Below are 20,235 nucleotides of genomic sequence, written 5' to 3'. Positions count from 1 at the left end.
ATTATCCATATTCACTCGATAATGGGATGTTGTACTGTTCATATAAGATGATCATGTTCATCTCATCTATTTATGGCAAATGACTACTACCCATGAGATAACGATCGACCTCGCGGGCAGCTTGGCGTCCTTCATTAATTGCCCAGACGACAAGACTCTGACCTCGACGCATATCACCTGCTGTGAAGACACCTTCCACATTCATGACCTGCTTCCCAAATTCAGCAAATACATTGGAACGTTCATCACGAGCAATGCCCATCTGTTCTAGTAAGTTTGCATCAGGACCTGTAAAACCCATAGCAAGTAACACCATTTGGGCGGGAATGATCTGCTCACTACCCGGAACTTCGACGGGGGAATAACGTCCCAGGTCATCCATGACCCACTGCATTTGTACGGTGTGCAACTCTTTAACATCCCCATGTTCATCACCAACGAATCGCTTGGTAGAGACTAAGTAACGACGTGGATCTCGTGCATACAGGATGGAAGCTTCTTGTTGTCCATAATCCACCTTAAGCACCTTAGGCCATTCTGGCCATGGGTTGCTCGGTAGACGTTCTACTGGTGACTGAGGCATAATCTCTAATTGCTTCACGCTACGACAGCCGTGTCGGATAGCAGTCGCTACACAGTCTGTTCCCGTATCACCACCTCCGATGACGACTACATCCTTGCCTTTAGCAGACAAATACTCTCCATCCATTAGATCCGAATCAAGTAGACTCTTCGTATTCCGTGTCAAGAAATCCATCGCTTGACAAATACCACCGAGTTCTCGACCCTCAACGAATAAATCCCTAGCTTGGGTTGCCCCTCCACATAGAACGATAGCATCGAATGTTTCCTTCAATTCGATAGATGAGATATCTTTACCTATCTCCGTATTCGTTACGAACGTGACACCCTCAGCCATGAGTAAATCAATACGTCTCTGCACTGTTTTTTTGTCTAACTTCATATTCGGAATTCCGTACATCAACAGCCCACCGATGCGATTGGCTCTCTCATATACCGTCACTTCATGTCCGGCTTTATTTAATTGCGCAGCACATGCAAGTCCTGCAGGACCAGAGCCAACAACCGCTATCCTTCTGCCGGTACGAGTCTTAGGAGGTTCGGGTACGATCCACCCTTCAGCAAATCCACGGTCGACAATCGCTTTTTCGATATTCCTAATAGTAACAGGCGAATCTGCAAGTCCTACCGTACAAGATCCTTCACATGGAGCAGGACAGACACGACCCGTGAATTCCGGGAAATTATTTGTCTTATGCAATCGATGTAATGCTTCCCGCCATTGACCACGATATATCTGATCGTTCCATTCTGGAATGAGATTATTAACTGGACAACCTGAAGCCATACCTGATAGTAATCGTCCTACATGGCAAAAAGGTGTACCGCAATCCATACATCTAGCACCTTGTTGCTGAAGTCTCTCCTCATCCATAGGAATCACAAACTCTTCCCAATGCTTAATACGATCGAGCGGATTCACCTCTCCTGGAATTTCACGCGGGTACTCCATAAACCCAGTTGTTTTACCCATAAGTCTAACTCACCCCTGCTCTCATAAATTTAATCCGAACCCCTAGAAGTTATCTATCTAAATTAATGTAAATACTAACATGAAGCAACGTGTTAAAGGCGTGAAGAAGATCACCTTCCTTGGACCATTTAATTCTTCGTTTTTAAACTCAAAAACCCCAGCACGAATGCTAGGGTCTTTGGGTTATATCATTAATTTGTACATACTCTCCCATTTACTACTTCACTGTTAGACTAGTTTTCTACTCCAACGAAGTTAACATCATTCGAATAATCCCATCTTCCGGTTGCTCGATCGTCGACTTCAAACCAAATAGTGCCGATACAGAACCAAGAGGAACCATCGTGGTCCCATCAATGATTTGTGGTTTATAAGTAATATCCTTGGAACCACTTGAGGTCTCAGCAGTTGTGCTTCCAACATGCAATACTACCTGTTGATCCCTACGTTTGAACGTCATTGACTTCGCCACCTGATCCCATTCCATCTCTGCACCTAGCATAGATGTCAGCTCTTTTACAGGAACGAAGATATCTTCTTCTTTACCCGCTGTGTTTACAGCTGTAAATGACAGAGGTGTGGTTGCATTTCCTTCTTTTAACGAAACCTCTGCATTGACCACCTTATATTCGCTAGTGACCATAATATTCTTAAGTTGTTCCTCCATATCAAGCGTGAATTGCTTAACATTGTCTTTCGTTACTTTATATTTGGGATCTTCTTTCCCAATCGCATCGGCAATCCAGCTATTCACATCTTGATTATGGTGCGACAGATCTTTGTATAAATCGAGATTATACGTCCATGCGGACTCCACTTGGAAGTCATATATATTCACGTTAGGTAGTTTATCAAACTGCTCAAACATCCACTCTTTCATCTCAAGTTGATTGATATAACGAGCATTATTCGTATCCTCCCATACCTTTTGTCTCAAGACACTGTATGGAGGATAATAGAAATCAAATTCAACATCCGGATGCTTCTCCACAAGTTCTAAAATATATTTATTAAAAGCTTCTTTAATCGTCTCAATAGGTTCCTCATTTAAACCAAAGTAGGCTTCCCCTGCACGAGACGATTTATAAACACCTGCTACCTTCTTCGCTCCGAAAGAAACCTCTCTATTCCAGTTATATAAGTATTCTAATTGTCTTGGTTCTAACCCATTTAGAGGTCTTAATACAGCTTCTTTATATAGATCCTGATAGATAGAATAATTAAACCAATACTTATAATCATTCCACCATTTATCGTCATAAAGATACTGTGGATTATCGATTTCTTCTTTACTCCCCATTTTGAGAGAGAAATAATCAAGACCCCATAGCACCTTCTTTACCTTACCTGTTTCTAGTGCAATACTAGCAATGGCATTATGTTCATCGGCCGTTGACCCCCGAACAGACAATTTTAGCGTCTTACCACCTAAATCTTTATCCACCTCCGAAGGAAGAAAGTTCTCCGTCATCGAAGTTCCAATAATGATCGTGTCATAATCATAATTCCTAGCTAATCCTGGATTCTGATATCGCTGTTCATTTGAATAAATAGCCGGGTAAAAGGATTTGTGGTAAAACTGCAGTGGGTCAAGGACTACAGTAAGCATAATAACGATAGATGCCATGATAATGGCAGAAGCAGCAAACTGAATAAGCATTCTTCTACTCTGTTTGGCAGTAACACGCTTCCGACGACCTTTACCCGATCGCCCATGGTTCTGACTCTTTGAAGAGTCTGGCACTGGTTCCGGTGTTAAATGTTGCAAAACGTCTTTCTCCCTTCCCGCTAGAAATTAAAATACAGAAATTCTGTAATACGGTTGAAATAAAGTAATGAAATAATAAAGATAACGGCCATAAATATAGCTTTCTTCCATGTTGGACGGAAAGATTCAATTCTCTCAGAAGAATTGGATGCAAACAATACGATGGGTAAGAAAATAAGAATAAATATACCCGCTGGGGCAAGCGTCTTAAGGGAACTCATATCCATCCCATTAAGTCCTATCATACCTTTTAGAAGACGTAAAGCTTGAGGCACTGTATCCGCACGGAAGAATACCCAAGCTATATTAATAAATAAGAACGTTATAAACCAAGCGAACCATTTGGGAAGAGGTTTACCAATCTTCATCCACATGCGATGAACAGCTTGTCCCGCTCCATGTAGGAATCCCCACATTAAGAAGGTCCAACCTGCACCATGCCAGAACCCACCTATGACGAATGTGATAATGACATTGCGCATGGCAATCAACTCACCGCGTCGGCTTCCACCAAGAGGGATGTATATATAATCACGAAGGAAACGACTAAGCGTCATATGCCAACGGCGCCAGAAGTCTTGAATACTTAATGCCTTGTAAGGCGAGTTAAAGTTCTGCGGCAATACAATGTTGAACAAGAGTGCCGCCCCAATCGCCATATCTGTATATCCACTGAAATCGAAATACAATTGTAATGTATAAGACAGCGTTGCAACCCAAGTGTCTACAAATTGGTGAGCTGAAGCGAACCCATCATTTGCAAATCCTGCGAATGTATCCGCAATAACGACTTTTTTGAATAAACCTATACAAAAAATATAAACACCCTTAGATGCATTATTCCAATTCCAATGCTTATTCCGTAGTCTATCAAATTGAGGCATCATCTCACTATGATGAAGAATCGGCCCCGCGATAAGATGCGGATAGAACGTAACGAATAAGACATAACTCATGAAGTTATACTCACGAGTCTTGCCACGATAAGCATCCACTAAATAAGCGATTTGTGTAAAGGTAAAAAAGCTTATTCCTAAAGGTAATATCAATTGAAGTAAGGGGAATGTATGACCGGATATGTTGGTTAAATTAATCAAGAAGAAATCGGTATACTTATAGTATCCTAGCAATAGGATATTCCCAACAAGACCTATGGTTAATAGTGTTCTAGGAGATCCAAACAACCCTTTTCTCTTAGACGGTTGGCCATGAACTATATTCTGGTCTTGATCTAGAGTTGCATCGAGTTTACCATGTACCGCTACTTGAAGTAACCGACCAACACTATAATTAAATACGATCGAAGCAAGAATTAAAGGAAGATATTTAATATTCCAATAACTGTAGAAAAAAAGCGAAGCAAGCACTAAAGATAACTTTGCTGCAGTGACATACCGAAGACGATTAAGTAAGAAATATACGGCTACCGAAATCGGCCAGAAAACGAATATAAAAACATACGTATTGAACAGCAAACCTTTCACTCCCACTCCATTATGTCTACCATCAAATATTTAAACAACTCATAAAATATTATACCACTTTTTATGACAATTTCTTGTAAAAAATTAGTTATTGTAAAGAAAATAATAATAAATTTCTTCCCACCCTAACAAGATAAGCAAATACTAAGAAAAATACTAGATGCTATCATTATATATAAAGTTTCTGAAATAAAACTAAAGCACAGCTGAACGTAAGCTGAAAGCTAACATTGACTCCTAATATATAATGATGTATATTTATGGAAATTGATAGTTTCTCATTTCGGTATAGATACAGGAAGCACCTGTGAGACAAGGCTTATGACGCCTTTCTTGCAGGTTTTTTTGTGTCCAATTATTTAGGAGGTTATATATGATGAAGAGAATACCCATATTATTTCTCAGTCTTATGCTCACCCTAATACTTGTTATGTCGTTTCCCATCTCCGCATTAGCTGCATCTTTTGAATTATCAGCTACAGCAAAGGGCTCCTTTGATACAATGGTGGCATCTACTAATGCTACATCAGCCAACCTGATGAACAATCGTTATGCCGACATTCTGAATCTGCAACAACAGAGTCAAGACTGGGACACGAAGATCAAAGACCTCCATGCGACAAATGAGGGAGGACTAGTCGCAATAAAGCAACAAATCCAATTCGTTGATTCGGAGAAACTCGCAACATTACAAACACAACTTACCGAAGCTAGGAATCGATATGAACCGCTATTTAATATGTATGAGTCACTTAATCAACAGAAGGCTGCCGCCAAGAAACTATCTAACAAAACGTACTACAACCTTCTCCAGACACAGACAGAAAACATGAAGATTGCAGTCCAACTTGCACGTACGGATATTCGAAATAAAGTGAGCATCCATACAACAGCAAAGAACGATGCGGCGAGAACTAAAAAAACACTTCGTGCGATGCTTGACCCTATCTCTACTCTAAAGAAACAGATTCAAACAACCAAAAGTAATACCAGTACTACACAGAAAAAATTTACTGCTGAGACATCTATCTTTAAACAATCCATTAAAAATGGCCATGTCAGTTCTACCCTGAAGTCTCTTGAAGCCTTAGTTACACATATCAAAAAAGTTATAGACTATAAACAAAAAACGTACTCATTAGAACAACAAATTAGTGAGATCGAACGGAAAGTTAAGCTAAAGATCCCTTTAATACCTTCAACCGCAAGGTAAACTTCTGAGAACCATTTATCTCATTCTAAAAAAACACAGCAGATAGTCAGGTCAAGGAACACTTGACCTGACTATCTGCTACTCCTGTCTATCTACTTCTCTTAGAAGACTTCCATATAGGATACTTCACTTTCCAGTACTAATCCGTCTCATTTATTACTTTTTGTTTTTCCCTTTGTACTCTACTATAAGTGTCTTAGATGCTTTATTACCTGCAATATCCGTGGCTTCAATGATTATCGTATTTTCACCTTCCTCAAGTGTGAGTTTTCCATTGAATTTTCCGTTATTCACTTTCAGAGAGACTTGTGCACCCAGGTAGAGAATTTTATTATTGTTCGGATCAATAGCAAGACGTTCACCCATAGAACGACCTGGCATATTACCCCCTAGTTTAAAAGGTAACTCTGTTCTTTCAAAGGTATTCCCCTTATCTTTCGAACGTAATAGAACACCATTCATCGTCGTCCAATCATTCGTATATGTTCCAGAGGCAATGTACAATCGATTCGGTTCAACAGGATCTGTTGCTAGACTCTCAACACCTAGCATGTTCCATTCATCAAAACTCACAAAATCCATCAGTTGGGTCCATGAATTCGTATTCGGATCCCAACGATAGGCGCCACCCATATCAGTACGAGCGTATACAAGGTCCCTTTCCTTCTGATTATAGACAATTCCCGGGATGAATCCTCCCACCTACGACCTTAGCTCTTCCCCAATCATAAGCTTGGACGTTCTTCGAGATGTCCGGAGACGGTCCCTTCTTAGAACTGTCAGCATACATAGAGCTAGTACCCATCATCGGAATAGTCAGAACTGCGATCAAACACAAGTTCACCATCTTTTTAAACATGTGCTACCCCCTCCAAATAGTTTATACATGACGGTTGATTAAGCATTGTCTTACTTGCCAAACTATTCGTACTCTTGATGAATTCTGCTAGTGAGAAAGCGTTTTAGAATAAAATGTAAACGTTTCCTTATGTATACATACAAGATTATAACAAACCTTTTCATTATTTCAATAACACAAAGACTCATGACTTATGTCATGAGTTTTCAGATATATTTTGTTGCATTTTGACATTAGAGTAGGTATGTCTTCCTATCTATCCTCAAACCCATAACTCTCACGTACAATGTATAGCGGGCGACCTCTAGCCTCCTCATAAATTCGACTTAAGTACTCCCCTAGAATACCAAGCATGATGAGTACGAACCCATTAAATATCAACAGAATACTAATCAGAGCAGACCATCCTATGAGCGTCGCATTCGCAAATATGACTAAATACAATACATATAGTAGATTAAGAAAGCCACCACCAGACAAGAGCAGCCCCATATATCTCGCATGCCTTAACGGTCTAATGGAAAAAGAAGTTACCCTGTCAATACAAAGGTTACCTATTTTTTTAAAAGAGTATTTTGTCTTGCTCGCAAGTCGTACATCCCCTTCGTATTCAATCGTTACTTGCTTGAATCCGATCCAGCTCACTAACCCTCGGACATGACGACTCTTCTCGGGAAAGCATTGTATTTCATCGCAAACCCTTCGATCTAGTAATAGAAAATCACCTGTGTCGATGGGGAAGCTGAACTCCATTGATGCATGAAATATCCGGTAAAAGGCTGATGATACCCACTTTGTGAACCCAAATGGTCCCCTCCGCTTGATACGCTGTGCATTTACAACATCCGTACCTTCCTTCCACTTTGTGATCATCTGTATGATCAATTCCGGAGGATCCTGAAGATCTGCATCAATAAGAATAATGGCGTCCCCTGACGCATAATCCATACCCGCTGTCATCGCAATCTGGTGACCGAAATGACGTGAGAAATCGATGAGCCTAACCGTTTCATCCCAGGCGCTGTATTCTTTAATTATGTGAGCACAACGATCTTGACTACCATCATTAACAAAGATTAACTCATATGACTCTCCCGCTACACTCATAACCCTCTTTAGTCGTCTGTAGGTTTCTTGAATGACTTCTTCTTCGTTGTACATGAGTATGACAACCGAATATCGTAGGGTAGAAACCATTTGAATATCCTCCTTTTCTATAGCGTCAATTTATACAACAATTTGTTATTATTACTTGAAGGAATTTAATATTATACGGAACTTATATACGCATATTGTATGTATTGTTGCTGAATACTCGATGAGGGATGGCTGAACGTTAGCTGAAAAAAGTCGTACATACTATGATTAAGTTCTTGTTCAGTATATACTCAGTAAAAGTTCAAAATTAGTGATTCATGACGAAAAAAAGGAATTCCCCTAGGGACGGTGACAAGATGAATTCAGTTAAAGGAATACGAATCATGTTGGTCGATGATGAACCACATATATTGCAGTTCTTGGAGATTGGCCTAACGAATGAAGGATTTGAAATAAGAACGGCCCCCGATGGGATGAGTGCTGTCACGTTAGCACAAGAGTTTCAGCCGCATGTTGTCATTCTTGATGTAATGATGCCTGGTGTTGACGGGTTTGAAGCATGCCGTATGATTAAAAAGAGTGGTTTTAATGTAGCGATTATTATGCTGACAGCGAAAGACGAGGTAGACGATCGAGTCAAGGGATTAACCCTCGGAGCAGATGATTACATGGTGAAACCATTCAGCTTCGCTGAATTATTAGCGAGAATTCAAGCTCGACTACGAAATCAATTTCCCAGCTTATTAGGCGAGGTTATTTATGGGCCCTTCCAGATTGACGATCTAAGAAAAGAAATTACGTATCAACAGAAAGTATTAGAGCTTTCTCCTACGGAATACGAGCTTCTTAAATTCATGGTTTTCAATCATGGTATTGTCCTCAGCAAAAGTAAAATATTAGATAAGGTATGGAGCTACGATTTTGGAGGCGAAGAGAATATTGTTGAAGTCTATATTCGTTCTATTCGAGAGAAGTTAAATGATAAAGAACATCGACTTATTCGGACCCTTAGAGGTGCCGGGTATCGGATTGATTTGCCATGAATAGGACCTGGATTACAAGATTAAGACGGATATTCGCTCCTCGTTCACTAAGATTCCAGCTTCTCACCCGTTCATTATTAATTATGGCCGTGCTCCTTCTATTGGTTGGACTGTTACAGTATGTCGTCATGAAGGATTTCCTCTATCGGAAACAAGCAGAGACTATGGAAGCCCAAATGTTATCTATGCCAAAGGAATGGTTTATGAGATCCATGTTTGACAAATTACCTGAGAAACCTTCTACTCGACCTGGAGGGGATGCCTTTCTGTTCATTCCAGACTCCTCATTAGCTATAGTAGATTATAATGGTAACTTCATCGACATCACAGGTAACAATGGAAATGTCTCTCCTATGCTCACCGTTGACGAATATAACGAGATATTAGAGAAAGCTAACCTTCATAAAGAAGTGCCGTACAAGATTCTGAAAGATAGTAACGGTGTTGAACAATTAGTTGTATTCAAAGCCTTGGGATCTCCAAACCGTTCGGATCGAATCATTCAAATGGGTACGAAGACATCACATCTGCAAGATCAGGTCATACAGCAGTTACTCATATTTATTAGTTTATCCGCCATTGCATTAGTAGGTGGAGCGGCTCTATATTTACCCATACTACTGCGAACATTGGTCCCTTTATCTAATATGGTTAAATCTGTTGAACATACAGATGTCGGAAATCTGGCGGAAAGATTCCCTGTTCAGGGTCAGGAAGAAATCGATCGTCTGTCGGTGTCCTTTAACGGAATGCTTGAACGACTGGAAGTATCATTTAATGCTGAAAAGGAAGCCCGTGAACATATGCGTCGCTTCATTGCCGATGCTTCTCATGAGCTGAGAACACCTTTGACATCCATTCATGGGTTCCTAGAAGTTCTACTTCGCGGAGCAGCCGATAACCCTCAACAACTCAAAAGCGCATTAAATAGTATGCATGGAGAGTCCCAAAGGGTAAATAAGTTAGTGGAGGACTTATTACTACTAGCCAAGATGGATCGTTCCCCTCAACTTCATTTAATAGAAGTCAATTTAGATAAATTAATACGTGATATGAAACCTCAACTTGAGATACTCGCAAGTGAACGTAGCATTCGTTTAGATCTGACTTATGGCATTAAGGGAACCTTCGATTCTGATAAAGTGAAGCAAGTCGTTCTAAATTTATTTCAGAATGCCGTCCAGCACACGGATCCCAGAACTGGGGAAATTACAATATCCCTTTATACATTAGATAATAAGGCTGAACTATCCGTACGAGATAACGGTATTGGTATCCATGAAGAGCATCTTACACATGTATTCGAACGATTTTACCGTAGCGATTCATCCCGTAATCGTAAATACGGTGGAACTGGATTGGGGTTATCCATTACCAAATCTATTGTTGAAGCCCATGGCGGAAGTATTCACGTCCAGAGCCAACAAGGTAAAGGCTCTGCCTTCATTGTTGAATTCCCTATCACCGATACTCGACCCTATCAAGACTACAATTCATAACCTACGGCTCCTATGTTGAGTAAACACAAACAAGACTTGAGATGACATCTCAAGTCTTGTTTTGATGCTTCTAAGCTACACTTATATTTTATAGTACTAGTCTAATCTCACTTAACAATTACCTCAACAATATCTGAAGGGTCTGATAACGAATTGGAATAGGCTGCGCCATTTACTACAGTAAGAACGAAAACTCTATATCCATATCCTTGCTTAATAGTTGCTCCATCAACGTCTTTAGCTGCAGAAGGTAAAGCCAACGTAACATTCCCTCCCTGCTTAGCTACAGGTATATAGTTGTCTGCAATAACACTACTCGCCTTACTTATATCAAATTTCTTAGAGCCACTAGACCGTACAATCATAATTCTATATTCTGAAATCTCACTCTCATTAGGAGACTCATTAAATCCAACTTGAATATCACTGGAATCTCCTGTTTTACCTAATAGCGTCACAGATAAGTTTGTCACACCTGGTACAGGCTCAATACTTGAAATTGCAAAATCTGACGAAGAAGATAACCCATTACTTTCACCAGAAATCCCCTTGCCTACCGTTAAGACAAATATCCGATAGTTCACACCTTTCTTAATCGTTTCTCCATCTACATCTCTGGAAGTTGAGGAGATTGTTTCACTTATATTCGCTCCCGTTTTACTTACAACTGTATACTTCGAACTAGACAATGCATTGGCCATATCCAGATTGAATTTATCTGCATTAACCGATTTTACAGCCATAATTCGGTACTCACTAACCGTAGTTTCATCATCTACTCGATTGAACGACACAAGTAAATCCCGACGGTCATTAAAGTCACTTACATCACTTACGGTTATATTGGTTACCGCACTAACATGATAATTATTGGTTAGAGTAATCGGCGAAGAATAAGAAGACAAACCATTACTTCCCTCGGCAATCCCCTTACCTACAGTTAAGACAAATATCCGATAGTTTACATCCCTCTTAATTGTCGCTCCGTCTACATCTCTTGAAGTAGAGGAAAGTGTTTGGCTTATATTCGCCCCTGTTTTACTTACAACTGTATAATTCGAACTAGACAATGCATTGGCCATATCTAGATTGAATTTACTTGAGTTATCCGCTTTTACAACCATAACTCGATACTGACTGACCGTGGTTTCATCATCTATTTGATTGAACGACACCCGTAGATCCCGACCATCGTTATAGTCACTTACATCACTTACAGTTACATTGGTCACTGCACTAACGCTATAATTATTCATTAACGTGATTGCTTGTGAGTTGGAAGATAATGCATTAATCCCTTCGTAACTTCCTTTACCTACAGACAAGACGAATATCCGATAGTTTACATCCTTCTTAATTGTCGCTCCGTCTACATCTCTTGAAGTATTGGAAAGTGTTTGGCTTATATTCGCCCCTGTTTTACTTACAACGGTATAATTCGAACTAGATAATGCATTGGCCATATCCAGATTGAATTTACTTGAGTTATCCGCTTTTACAACCATAACTCGATACTGACTGACCGTGGTTTCATCATCTATTCGATTGAACGACACCCGTAGATCCCGACCATCATTATAGTCACTTACATCACTTACATTTAGATTAGTTACTGCACTAACCTTATAATTACTTGTTAACGTAATCGGTGACGAATAAGCAGACAATGCATTACTTCCCTCGTAACTTCCCTTACCAATAGATAAGACGAATATCCGATAGTTTACATTTTTCTTAATCGTAGCTCCATTAACGTCTTTCGCATTAGATGACAGCACTTGGCTTATATTCGCGCCTGTTTTAGCTACATAAGTGTAATTTGAGCTTGATACTCCGTTTGCTGCTTTTAGATTAAAATTACCTGCATTTTCGGATTTCACAACCATCACACGATAATGTCCAATGTTGGACTCATCACTTACACGTTTAAATCCAACTAATAAATCTCGACCATCGTTATAGTCGCTAACATCACTTACAGTGAGATTAGTCACCACATTAACGTTATAATTGTTAGTTAACGTAATGGCTGATGAATAAGCAGACAACGCATTATTTCCCACGTAACTTCCTTTACCTACAGACAATACGAATATCCGATAGTTTACTTCTTTCTTAATCGTTGCTCCATTAACATCCTTTGCACTGGAAGACAGCACTTGGCTTATATTTGAACCTGTTTTCGCTATATAAGTGTAATTTGAGCTTGATACCCCATTTGCTGTTGCTAGATTGAAACTACCTGCATTTTCTGATCTCACAACCATCACACGGTAATGATCAATATTCGATTCATCACTTACGCGTTTAAATCCAACTAATAGATCTCGACCATCATTATAGTCGCTTACATCACTTACAGTTAAACTAGTTATAGCCGCTAAAGGCGTAAGCGAAGATATCATTACAGACGATGAACCATTAGAAAGAACACTTGGGATTTCCCCCTTAGCTACCGTAAGTACATATATAACGTAGGGTTGATTTGCCTGAATTAAATCTCCATTCACATCCTTAGCCTGAGAGGATAACGTAACGTTAACATCATACCCTTGAACCGGAACTGGCGTATAGTTATTGTTTGTTAAGGCAACTGCTAGATTAAAGGATGAAGTTTGGGCAGCCTTTACGACCAGAATACGATACTGGTTCACTCCAGACTCCACGGAAGCTTTAGGAAAACTAACTTGTAAATCACGTCCATCTCCAACTTGACCAATGACCTTTGCATTAACATACGATACTGGATTAACCTTTGTTTCCGTTGTTATTGTCACTCTTTGAGTTGATGAATTCCAATCCACCTTTTCTCCAAGCGCCTCACTAACGAAGCGAACTGGAACTAATGTTCTACCTTTTATACTTTGAACAGGAACATCCAACGCTACCGTACTATTATTAATTGTTGCTGTCTTTGCTCCCAGCTTTAGAACAATCGTTTTGTCATCCTTTGTTGCTGTTACGATCTTCGTATTCTGATTCCAATTTACTTGTGCATTTAGAGCTTCAAAGATAGCACGTAAAGGTAATAGTGCTCGACCTGAGACTACAACTGGTGCCTGATCCGTTGACAACTTATTTCCGTTAATATAAATACCTATAGATCCAGCAGCTTGCACTTGCGTTTGAAACGCTAAAGATATGATAAGAATACATGCCATAAAAGTGTATATGGTCTTTTTCATTAATTACCCTCCCTTTTCATACTGGTCTTCCAACATTTCCTTTTCATACATTATTGACGCTATTGCTTAGCTAAAAGTTACCTAATTATGAAATAATTTATTTATAACCTATCCATTGATAAAAGTTGGTCACCACTAATAAAAAATGGATACCCTCCGGTAAAGAAGGTATCCAAATCTGTATAAATTAAAAAAGACACCTTATTCATATATGCGTGTCTTAGCTAATTCTCTATTTACCCGATAATTAGGCTTTCTTTATAATTTGCTCAATTTCACTTTTCAGTAAAAGATATCTATGCGTACTTCTCATAATTGGAATTTTATTCAACTTGTTCTTTTCAACATATACTTTCATCTGATCCTTCGTAAGCCCTAACCAATTCCCTGCTTCGGTAATAGTTAACACGGCTTCATTACTAGTTGCATTGAAAGTTTTCTTTACTTTCTGGTTCCAATCTTCAAATTCTTGCATTTCAATATCATCAACCTTTCTTCGGAATCAGTCGATGATCCAATTGACTGATAATCTTATTATACCACGATAACCTAGTCTTGTGTGAGGTCGAATGTTTCCATGTCTTAGCTTCGTTAACAATTACAACCGGCAATGCCGTCCTTGTTAAAAGATGGGACCTGATTATATAAGGAATTGCGTATTAAGGGTCAATTTCACCATTTCGCGAAGAAAAACCTCCAATCAGAAGAATTGGAGGTCTCATTTTACTTATTTTTATTTTCTTAGAATAAATCACCAAATATGTCTAGAACTGAGTTTTTCTTTTTATATTTATTGTTGTAATCTGACGAGTATTTATCATTTTGTCTTTTGTTATCATCTTCACGATACCATTCATCATACTCTTTGCGCACTTCTCTTACACCCGTCATTAACTTGTCTAATTCTCCTCGATCAAGCCATACCCCTTTACATTCAGGACAAACGTCAATATGAACACCATTCTTGTCTACTTCTCTCATTCTAACATCATCACAGATCGGACATTTCATTACATTTCCTCCTGACATTCTTAAACATACATACCTATACGTTCAAAGGATACGGGAGGTTTCAGTTAATACTCAACTCTTATGAACCGACATGCAATACAATAATTCGCCTTTATATTTTCCGGGCAATAATCTGAAATTTAAATATCTAATATTTATTTCATATTAGCTTTTGCCTTTCGAGCCTTTGTACACCTTAAGTCATACGTCCTACCATAACCCTTTCCATATTCCACTATCGTCTTGATCATTGTAGAATCTGGCAACTTCGTAAAGGGACAAGGGTCAGGCCTTGTATTTACCTCTAGAATCCATAACCTATGCTTACGATCAACAGCTACATCCAACCCTAGCTCATTCATTGCTGGATAAGAAGAACCGAATTGTTTAGCTGTCAATAATCCTATATGCCTCATCAGGTTAACCATTTCCTCCGCTTTCGCTTGGTCCGTCACCTTACGGAGTATCTCTTCTGCTGTATAAATGGTACCCCCTTGGCTTCCATTTGTAACAGCTCTCTTGGGATGCGCAAGTCTGGCAGCTACACCTGTGCAATCCCACGTTCCCTCACCGTTACGTTGTACCATTACTCGAAAATCGAAAGGGCGATTGTTATGCCGCAACATAATAATGCCCTTTTGCACTAAATATGGCTTACTTCCAATACGACGTTGAATGGAATCGTACATTTGATGGAACGTTCTGAAGGTATATGTCTGAATAGCCTCTCGATAATGATAATGCGAACCGATCTGCTCAACTTTGATCACCCCTATGCCAAGTGAGCCATTTACTGGCTTGATATATACCATTTTGTATCGGTTCAACATATGCAATAGCCTATGGCTGGTTAAGCTTTCTGTTCGGGGTACATATTGATTTAAGCTGTGGTTTTGCAATAAGACTTTCGTCTTAATGAGCTTACTAGAGACATATTTCTTATATCGGTTCATACATAACTTCTCCTCTTCAGTACATTTGGACGATTACTAATAATTTATGGATTAGAGCCTTCTTAGGTGCTGCTTCCAATTATCTTTATTTATCAATAGAAGAACCTACAACGATAAATACACATAGGGTAAGTATCCAGACTTACGGAGGATCAATGATGCATATCAATCATGAATTAGAACAAGTCATTCAACGTACATTCAACCATTTCCCATGGTACAAATCTCTAAGATCAACAACACATCAAGATTTTACGAAAGTGCAACATCTTAAAGATCTGCCTCTACTAACATCCGATGTGATGGAGAAACATTACTATATTCAAGATCACCCCTTCGAACAACGTTACGACCTACACCGCTATCAAACATCTGGTACAAGTCGAAATTATAGAAAAAATATTTATTATTCTGAACGTGATGAAGAGCGGTACATCCGAATTAAAGCAGAAGTTTTGGGAGCTATTTTGAATAGTTATCAGGCTCACCGAGCGTTAATTGATATGGGAACAGGACATGCAGCAGCCACTGCTGAAGCCATATTTCATCAACTAGGATTAGACGTCGAGACCGTTTCATTTCAATTACCGATACAGCAACATTTAGACCGGCTTTCTACTTTCAAACCTGATGTGTTATACACCATGCCCTCTATTCTCGATCGCATTCTCATGGCCTCTGATAACCCCTTAATTTACGGTATTCGTAAAGTCGTTCTCGTCGGTGAAGTAGCATCACTTTCTTGGCAACAACGTATTGCTGAACGACTTGGACTAGATAAAAAGGATATTACAGATACGTACGGTTCCATTGAGATTGGAACGATTGCTCGATACGACCATGAGCTCGATCGATACTTTGTCGTTGATGGGATTATAGCTGAAGGGCTTACCCAACAAGAAATAGGTATTGATGGAGTTGAATTAGCAGCGGATGAGCACGTCCTCGTACTTACTTCTACGGTGCGCGAGTTGTTTCCAGCTATTCGATTCGTCACCTATGATGTTGTTCGGGATTTCCGTTCTGTGATGGTAGATGGACAATGGAGACAAAGCTTTCGAAACATCGTTAGACGTATAGGACATGAGCTCAAACATGGGGAGAAAATAAGTATTTATGACATTGAAGATGTTGTTTATCAACACATAAAAGATGTAAGTATCCGGGTGTTAGCTACGGATAATCTCTTAACTGTTCAAATCATTCTTAAATCAGAATTAGAATTACTGGATTCTCTTTTGCTCAAAACAATTCAACATGAGATTTCACATCGGATCCCTGAGATTGGCATCATGATTCAGAATGGATTATTACAAGAGATCAGGGTCTCACAGTCTGTTTTTAACGATTTAGAGCATCGAAATGCTGTTAAATTCAAAAGAATTCATAACAGTAAGGAGGTTCTCTAGTGAACATTAACGAGGGTATCTTCCAAACCATTGGCTGCACTCCTTTGATCCCCCTAAAGAGGTTGTTTGAGCAGGAATCTTTCGATGTATATGGCAAGCTTGAAATGATGAACCCTGGGGGAAGCTCCAAAGATAGATCGGCATTAAACATGATTCGTGAAGCGATTAAGCGAGGCGATCTCCATGTGAACTCCGTTGTTATTGAATCTAGTTCAGGCAACTTAGGGATAAGTCTGGCCCATATTTGCCGTTATTTAGGTCTACGATTCATCTGCGTTGTTGATCCTCGTACAACCGAACAACACAAAGCCATCATTCGCAGTTTCCATGGAGAAATTGAACTGGTGGCTCATAGGGATGTTGATACAGGTGAATATCTCCCTGCAAGAATACGTCGGGTGAATGAACTGCTTCAGGAGATTCCTAACAGCTATTGGACGAATCAATATGGAAATCCGGACAATTACCGAGCGCATGAACTAACGACGATGCCCGAAATTATAGATATGCTTGGAAGTGTAGATTATCTTTTTTGTGGGGTCAGTACTTGTGGTACCATTCGGGGCTGTATGGAATATATCCGCAAAAGTAATCTTTCGACAAAATTAGTAGCGGTAGATGCACAAGGTAGCATTATTTTTGGAGGAGAAAAAGGCCCCCGACAGTTCCCAGGACTAGGGGCTGGGATGGTACCTTCCCTTTATCATCCGGATATTGCTGATATGGTCATTCATGTATCGGATCTTGCGTGTGTTCAAGGATGCCATGATCTTCTACACTACGAATCCGTTATGGCTGGAGCCTCGTCTGGAGGAGTCATTTCCGCTATTCAGCGCATGGCTCCATCTATTCCAGCAGGATCTATATGCGTCGCTATTTTGCCTGATCGTGGTGAACGATATTTGAATACGGTATACAACCCTGACTGGTTTGAACAGCATCTGAATAACTTAAGTCTAACTTCTGAGGATGAAACACCATGATATATTTAAATGACGACCACATTAGAACCATGGGTATCGACTGGTCTCAACTCATCGGAGTGATCGATACTACAGTGCGCACAATAGACAAAGGTCACTATAACCAACCCATTAAACCCTATTTACGGTTTGGTGACCCCTCCCAGCGGATTATTGCTATGCCAGCCTACGTAGGTGGGGATATCGAAATGTGCGGCATCAAATGGATTGCAAGCTTCCCTGATAATTGGCGAAAAGGTCTCCCACGAGCACATAGTACGATGATTCTTAATGACCCCAGTAATGGAAAACCGCTAGCGATCTTCGAAAGTAGTCTACTCAGTGGGCTCCGAACTGCAGCCGTAAGTGGCCTCGTTCTCCAGCATTATGCCTCAACTCGTAAGCTAGATTCTACACGATTAGGTATTGTGGGCTGGGGCCCTATAGGTCGCCTTCATGCTTCTATGTGTGCAAGTGTACTCGATAACCGACTTGTCCGAATTTCATTATTTGATCTAAAAGGAATTGACCCCAACACTATTGATCCCCTGCTTAGTCCAATAACTGAGATATCAAATCATTGGCATGAACCCTACCGTAATTCTGATATATTCGTAACCTGTACGGTTTCTAACACGCGATATATTGATGAGAAACCTTCGTCCGGCAAGCTACTCCTTAACGTGTCATTACGAGATTTCTTACCTAGCAGTATCAAAGATATACGAGCGATCTTGGTAGACGATTGGGATGAGGTGTGTCGTGAGAATACAGATATCGAACTGTTACATGTTGATCATGATCTGACACGAGAAGCCACCTTCACGTTAAGTAACATGGTGACTGCAAACCAATTAGCTAATTATCCAAGTACGGATTCGGTTTTTTTCAATCCCATGGGGCTTGCCGCCTTTGATGTAGCCATTGCTGCTTACTACTTAAGAGAAGCACTTCGCCTAGGTATAGGCACTCCGCTTTAGGAATCAATCCTTTCAACCCGGAGCTCTCTCATGATACGACTACTTAGATTTGGACTTGGATATTATGAACTAAGGGTGAACAAAAAAAAGAAGACCCTGTATAGGGTCTTCTCTTCAATACTGTGAAGCGGGTGATGGGAATCGAACCCACGCTATCAGCTTGGAAGGCTGAAGTTCTACCATTGAACTACACCCGCAAAAAATAAAATATCGGGACGACACGATTTGAACATGCGACCCCCTGGACCCAAACCAGGTGCTCTACCAAGCTGAGCTACGTCCCGAAGTTAACATGCGCCCAGAGAGATTCGAACTCCCGGCCTTTTGATTCGAAGTCAAACACTCTATCCAGCTGAGCTATGGGCGCTCATATAAAAATAGGAATGGAGCGGACGACGGGAATCGAACCCGCGACCCTCGCCTTGGCAAGGCGATGCTCTACCGCTGAGCCACGTCCGCAAATAGATATGGTGCGCGTGGAGGGACTTGAACCCCCACGTCGTGAGACGCTAGATCCTAAGTCTAGTGCGTCTGCCAATTCCGCCACACGCGCACGGTTGTAAATAGAATATGGGACATGAAGGGCTTGAACCTTCGACACCCTGATTAAGAGTCAGGTGCTCTACCAACTGAGCTAATGTCCCGCAAATGGCTGGGAATATAGGATTTGAACCTATGCATGACGGAGTCAAAGTCCGTTGCCTTACCGCTTGGCTAATTCCCAATCTGTTTTAATTCATATATGATATTCACTATATAATAGATCTTTTAAAGGTGGCTCGGGACGGAATCGAACCGCCGACACGAGGATTTTCAGTCCTCTGCTCTACCGACTGAGCTACCGAGCCATACATAAAACTGGCTTCTTTATTCTCAGCCATCGATAGTAATTAATTGCGGGGGCAGGATTTGAACCTGCGGCCTTCGGGTTATGAGCCCGACGAGCTACCGGGCTGCTCCACCCCGCGTCATTGATAACAAGCATATTGAGTTAAATGGTGGAGGCTGAGGGGATCGAACCCCCGACCCTCTGCTTGTAAGGCAGATGCTCTCCCAGCTGAGCTAAGCCTCCGTCTAAATAAAAACAATAATGGTGACCCGTAGGGGAATCGAACCCCTGTTACCTCCGTGAAAGGGAGGTGTCTTAACCGCTTGACCAACGGGCCTTAATGGCTCCCCGAACAGGACTCGAACCTGTGACAACTCGATTAACAGT

At 40.4% G+C, this 20,235-nt stretch carries 15 protein-coding genes, 11 tRNA genes and 1 pseudogene; 6 read left to right on the top strand and 21 right to left on the bottom strand.

The annotated features are described in order from the left end of the window. Positions 1-70: 70 nt before the first annotated feature. The 3 genes from AC1D69_RS23510 to AC1D69_RS23500 form a co-directional block, all read right to left on the bottom strand. On the bottom strand, positions 71-1,555 hold the full coding sequence (locus tag AC1D69_RS23510; RefSeq protein WP_495458539.1) for a glutamate synthase subunit beta: 1,485 nt from the start codon (positions 1,553-1,555) through the stop codon (positions 71-73). Between the two features lie 241 nt (positions 1,556-1,796). Then, a complete protein-coding gene (locus AC1D69_RS23505) occupies positions 1,797-3,323 on the bottom strand; it encodes a copper amine oxidase N-terminal domain-containing protein (protein WP_495458538.1) in 1,527 nt (508 codons plus the stop codon). Positions 3,324-3,343: 20 nt separating this feature from the next. Beyond that, positions 3,344-4,798 (bottom strand): MBOAT family O-acyltransferase, encoded by a 1,455-nt coding sequence (locus AC1D69_RS23500; protein ID WP_495458537.1) that lies wholly within the window; start codon positions 4,796-4,798, stop codon positions 3,344-3,346. A gap of 382 nt (positions 4,799-5,180) precedes the next feature. Between AC1D69_RS23500 and AC1D69_RS23495 the strand changes: the two genes are divergently transcribed. Beyond that, entirely contained in the window at positions 5,181-6,020 is an 840-nt protein-coding gene (locus AC1D69_RS23495) for a hypothetical protein (protein WP_495458536.1), read from the top strand. 156 nt (positions 6,021-6,176) lie between these two features. On the opposite strand, the gene AC1D69_RS23490 is transcribed toward AC1D69_RS23495, so the two are convergent. The 3 genes and pseudogenes from AC1D69_RS23490 to AC1D69_RS23480 all read right to left on the bottom strand — a co-directional run bounded on the left by AC1D69_RS23490 (position 6,177) and on the right by AC1D69_RS23480 (position 8,076). Continuing rightward, positions 6,177-6,314 carry a hypothetical protein gene (locus AC1D69_RS23490; RefSeq protein ID WP_495458565.1) on the bottom strand — a complete coding sequence of 46 codons (138 nt, stop codon included), beginning with the start codon at positions 6,312-6,314 and terminating at the stop codon, positions 6,177-6,179. 12 nt (positions 6,315-6,326) lie between these two features. Continuing rightward, positions 6,327-6,750 (bottom strand): annotated as a pseudogene (locus AC1D69_RS23485) (xyloglucanase); the annotation flags it as partial. Between the two features lie 381 nt (positions 6,751-7,131). Next, positions 7,132-8,076 carry a glycosyltransferase family 2 protein gene (locus AC1D69_RS23480; RefSeq protein WP_495458535.1) on the bottom strand — a complete coding sequence of 315 codons (945 nt, stop codon included), beginning with the start codon at positions 8,074-8,076 and terminating at the stop codon, positions 7,132-7,134. Between the two features lie 257 nt (positions 8,077-8,333). Here AC1D69_RS23480 and AC1D69_RS23475 point away from each other — a divergent pair, with 257 nt between their 5' ends. Further along, positions 8,334-9,020 (top strand): response regulator transcription factor, encoded by a 687-nt coding sequence (locus AC1D69_RS23475; protein ID WP_495458534.1) that lies wholly within the window; start codon positions 8,334-8,336, stop codon positions 9,018-9,020. Beyond that, positions 9,017-10,519 (top strand): sensor histidine kinase, encoded by a 1,503-nt coding sequence (locus AC1D69_RS23470; RefSeq protein ID WP_495458533.1) that lies wholly within the window; start codon positions 9,017-9,019, stop codon positions 10,517-10,519. The genes AC1D69_RS23475 and AC1D69_RS23470 overlap by 4 nt, the downstream gene beginning before the upstream one ends. Before the next feature lie 107 nt (positions 10,520-10,626). On the opposite strand, the gene AC1D69_RS23465 is transcribed toward AC1D69_RS23470, so the two are convergent. The 4 genes from AC1D69_RS23465 to AC1D69_RS23450 all read right to left on the bottom strand — a co-directional run bounded on the left by AC1D69_RS23465 (position 10,627) and on the right by AC1D69_RS23450 (position 15,668). Further along, the gene (locus AC1D69_RS23465; protein WP_495458532.1) at positions 10,627-13,704 is read right to left on the bottom strand and encodes a copper amine oxidase N-terminal domain-containing protein; all 3,078 of its coding nucleotides are present in this window, start codon (positions 13,702-13,704) and stop codon (positions 10,627-10,629) included. A 247-nt stretch (positions 13,705-13,951) separates the two neighbouring features. Continuing rightward, complete coding sequence (locus AC1D69_RS23460; RefSeq protein ID WP_068528433.1) at positions 13,952-14,179, bottom strand: hypothetical protein; 228 nt, start codon at positions 14,177-14,179, stop codon at positions 13,952-13,954. A 266-nt stretch (positions 14,180-14,445) separates the two neighbouring features. Then, the gene (locus AC1D69_RS23455; protein WP_495458531.1) at positions 14,446-14,715 is read right to left on the bottom strand and encodes a TFIIB-type zinc ribbon-containing protein; all 270 of its coding nucleotides are present in this window, start codon (positions 14,713-14,715) and stop codon (positions 14,446-14,448) included. Positions 14,716-14,870: 155 nt separating this feature from the next. Further along, positions 14,871-15,668 (bottom strand): YheC/YheD family protein, encoded by a 798-nt coding sequence (locus AC1D69_RS23450; RefSeq protein ID WP_495458530.1) that lies wholly within the window; start codon positions 15,666-15,668, stop codon positions 14,871-14,873. 155 nt (positions 15,669-15,823) lie between these two features. Between AC1D69_RS23450 and AC1D69_RS23445 the strand changes: the two genes are divergently transcribed. Genes AC1D69_RS23445 through AC1D69_RS23435 form a run of 3 tightly spaced genes read left to right on the top strand, consistent with a single transcriptional unit; the run spans position 15,824 to position 19,019 of the window. Further along, positions 15,824-17,077, top strand: a complete 1,254-nt coding sequence (locus tag AC1D69_RS23445) for a phenylacetate--CoA ligase family protein (protein ID WP_495458529.1) — start codon at positions 15,824-15,826, stop codon at positions 17,075-17,077. After that, positions 17,077-18,060, top strand: coding sequence for a 2,3-diaminopropionate biosynthesis protein SbnA (sbnA, locus tag AC1D69_RS23440; protein WP_495458528.1), 984 nt, complete (start codon positions 17,077-17,079; stop codon positions 18,058-18,060). Before AC1D69_RS23445 ends, sbnA begins: the two co-directional genes overlap by 1 nt. Beyond that, positions 18,057-19,019, top strand: coding sequence for a 2,3-diaminopropionate biosynthesis protein SbnB (locus AC1D69_RS23435; RefSeq protein WP_495458527.1), 963 nt, complete (start codon positions 18,057-18,059; stop codon positions 19,017-19,019). Before sbnA ends, AC1D69_RS23435 begins: the two co-directional genes overlap by 4 nt. 126 nt (positions 19,020-19,145) lie before the next feature. On the opposite strand, the gene AC1D69_RS23430 is transcribed toward AC1D69_RS23435, so the two are convergent. From AC1D69_RS23430 to AC1D69_RS23380, 11 genes are all read right to left on the bottom strand, one after another. Then, a tRNA-Gly gene (locus AC1D69_RS23430) sits at positions 19,146-19,216 on the bottom strand. A gap of 13 nt (positions 19,217-19,229) precedes the next feature. After that, a tRNA-Pro gene (locus AC1D69_RS23425) sits at positions 19,230-19,303 on the bottom strand. A gap of 9 nt (positions 19,304-19,312) precedes the next feature. Beyond that, positions 19,313-19,386: transfer RNA gene (locus AC1D69_RS23420), tRNA-Arg, on the bottom strand. 17 nt (positions 19,387-19,403) lie between these two features. Then, a tRNA-Gly gene (locus tag AC1D69_RS23415) sits at positions 19,404-19,478 on the bottom strand. A 9-nt stretch (positions 19,479-19,487) separates the two neighbouring features. Further along, positions 19,488-19,572: transfer RNA gene (locus AC1D69_RS23410), tRNA-Leu, on the bottom strand. Between the two features lie 18 nt (positions 19,573-19,590). After that, positions 19,591-19,663, bottom strand: a tRNA-Lys gene (locus tag AC1D69_RS23405). Between the two features lie 5 nt (positions 19,664-19,668). Next, a tRNA-Gln gene (locus AC1D69_RS23400) sits at positions 19,669-19,743 on the bottom strand. 51 nt (positions 19,744-19,794) lie between these two features. After that, positions 19,795-19,867, bottom strand: a tRNA-Phe gene (locus tag AC1D69_RS23395). A 46-nt stretch (positions 19,868-19,913) separates the two neighbouring features. Further along, positions 19,914-19,987: transfer RNA gene (locus AC1D69_RS23390), tRNA-Met, on the bottom strand. Positions 19,988-20,015: 28 nt separating this feature from the next. Continuing rightward, positions 20,016-20,091 (bottom strand) — tRNA-Val (locus tag AC1D69_RS23385). Between the two features lie 19 nt (positions 20,092-20,110). Further along, positions 20,111-20,185: transfer RNA gene (locus AC1D69_RS23380), tRNA-Glu, on the bottom strand. Between the last annotated feature and the right edge of the window lie 50 nt (positions 20,186-20,235).

It is taken from the genome of Paenibacillus sp. Y301 (genome assembly GCF_059445505.1).
This window is presented reverse-complemented; position numbering and strand designations above follow the sequence as displayed.

What these genes read in the sequence shown, in the direction of transcription:
- AC1D69_RS23480 (WP_495458535.1), bottom strand. Translation starts at nt 8,076, where the DNA reads ATGGTTTCTACCCTACGATATTCGGTTGTCATACTCATGTACAACGAA.
- AC1D69_RS23435 (WP_495458527.1), top strand. Translation starts at nt 18,057, where the DNA reads ATGATATATTTAAATGACGACCACATTAGAACCATGGGTATCGACTGG.
- AC1D69_RS23470 (WP_495458533.1), top strand. Translation starts at nt 9,017, where the DNA reads ATGAATAGGACCTGGATTACAAGATTAAGACGGATATTCGCTCCTCGT.
- AC1D69_RS23455 (WP_495458531.1), bottom strand. Translation starts at nt 14,715, where the DNA reads ATGAAATGTCCGATCTGTGATGATGTTAGAATGAGAGAAGTAGACAAG.
- AC1D69_RS23510 (WP_495458539.1), bottom strand. Translation starts at nt 1,555, where the DNA reads ATGGGTAAAACAACTGGGTTTATGGAGTACCCGCGTGAAATTCCAGGA.
- AC1D69_RS23450 (WP_495458530.1), bottom strand. Translation starts at nt 15,668, where the DNA reads ATGAACCGATATAAGAAATATGTCTCTAGTAAGCTCATTAAGACGAAA.
- AC1D69_RS23445 (WP_495458529.1), top strand. Translation starts at nt 15,824, where the DNA reads ATGATGCATATCAATCATGAATTAGAACAAGTCATTCAACGTACATTC.
- AC1D69_RS23495 (WP_495458536.1), top strand. Translation starts at nt 5,181, where the DNA reads ATGATGAAGAGAATACCCATATTATTTCTCAGTCTTATGCTCACCCTA.
- AC1D69_RS23460 (WP_068528433.1), bottom strand. Translation starts at nt 14,179, where the DNA reads ATGCAAGAATTTGAAGATTGGAACCAGAAAGTAAAGAAAACTTTCAAT.
- AC1D69_RS23465 (WP_495458532.1), bottom strand. Translation starts at nt 13,704, where the DNA reads ATGAAAAAGACCATATACACTTTTATGGCATGTATTCTTATCATATCT.
- AC1D69_RS23475 (WP_495458534.1), top strand. Translation starts at nt 8,334, where the DNA reads ATGAATTCAGTTAAAGGAATACGAATCATGTTGGTCGATGATGAACCA.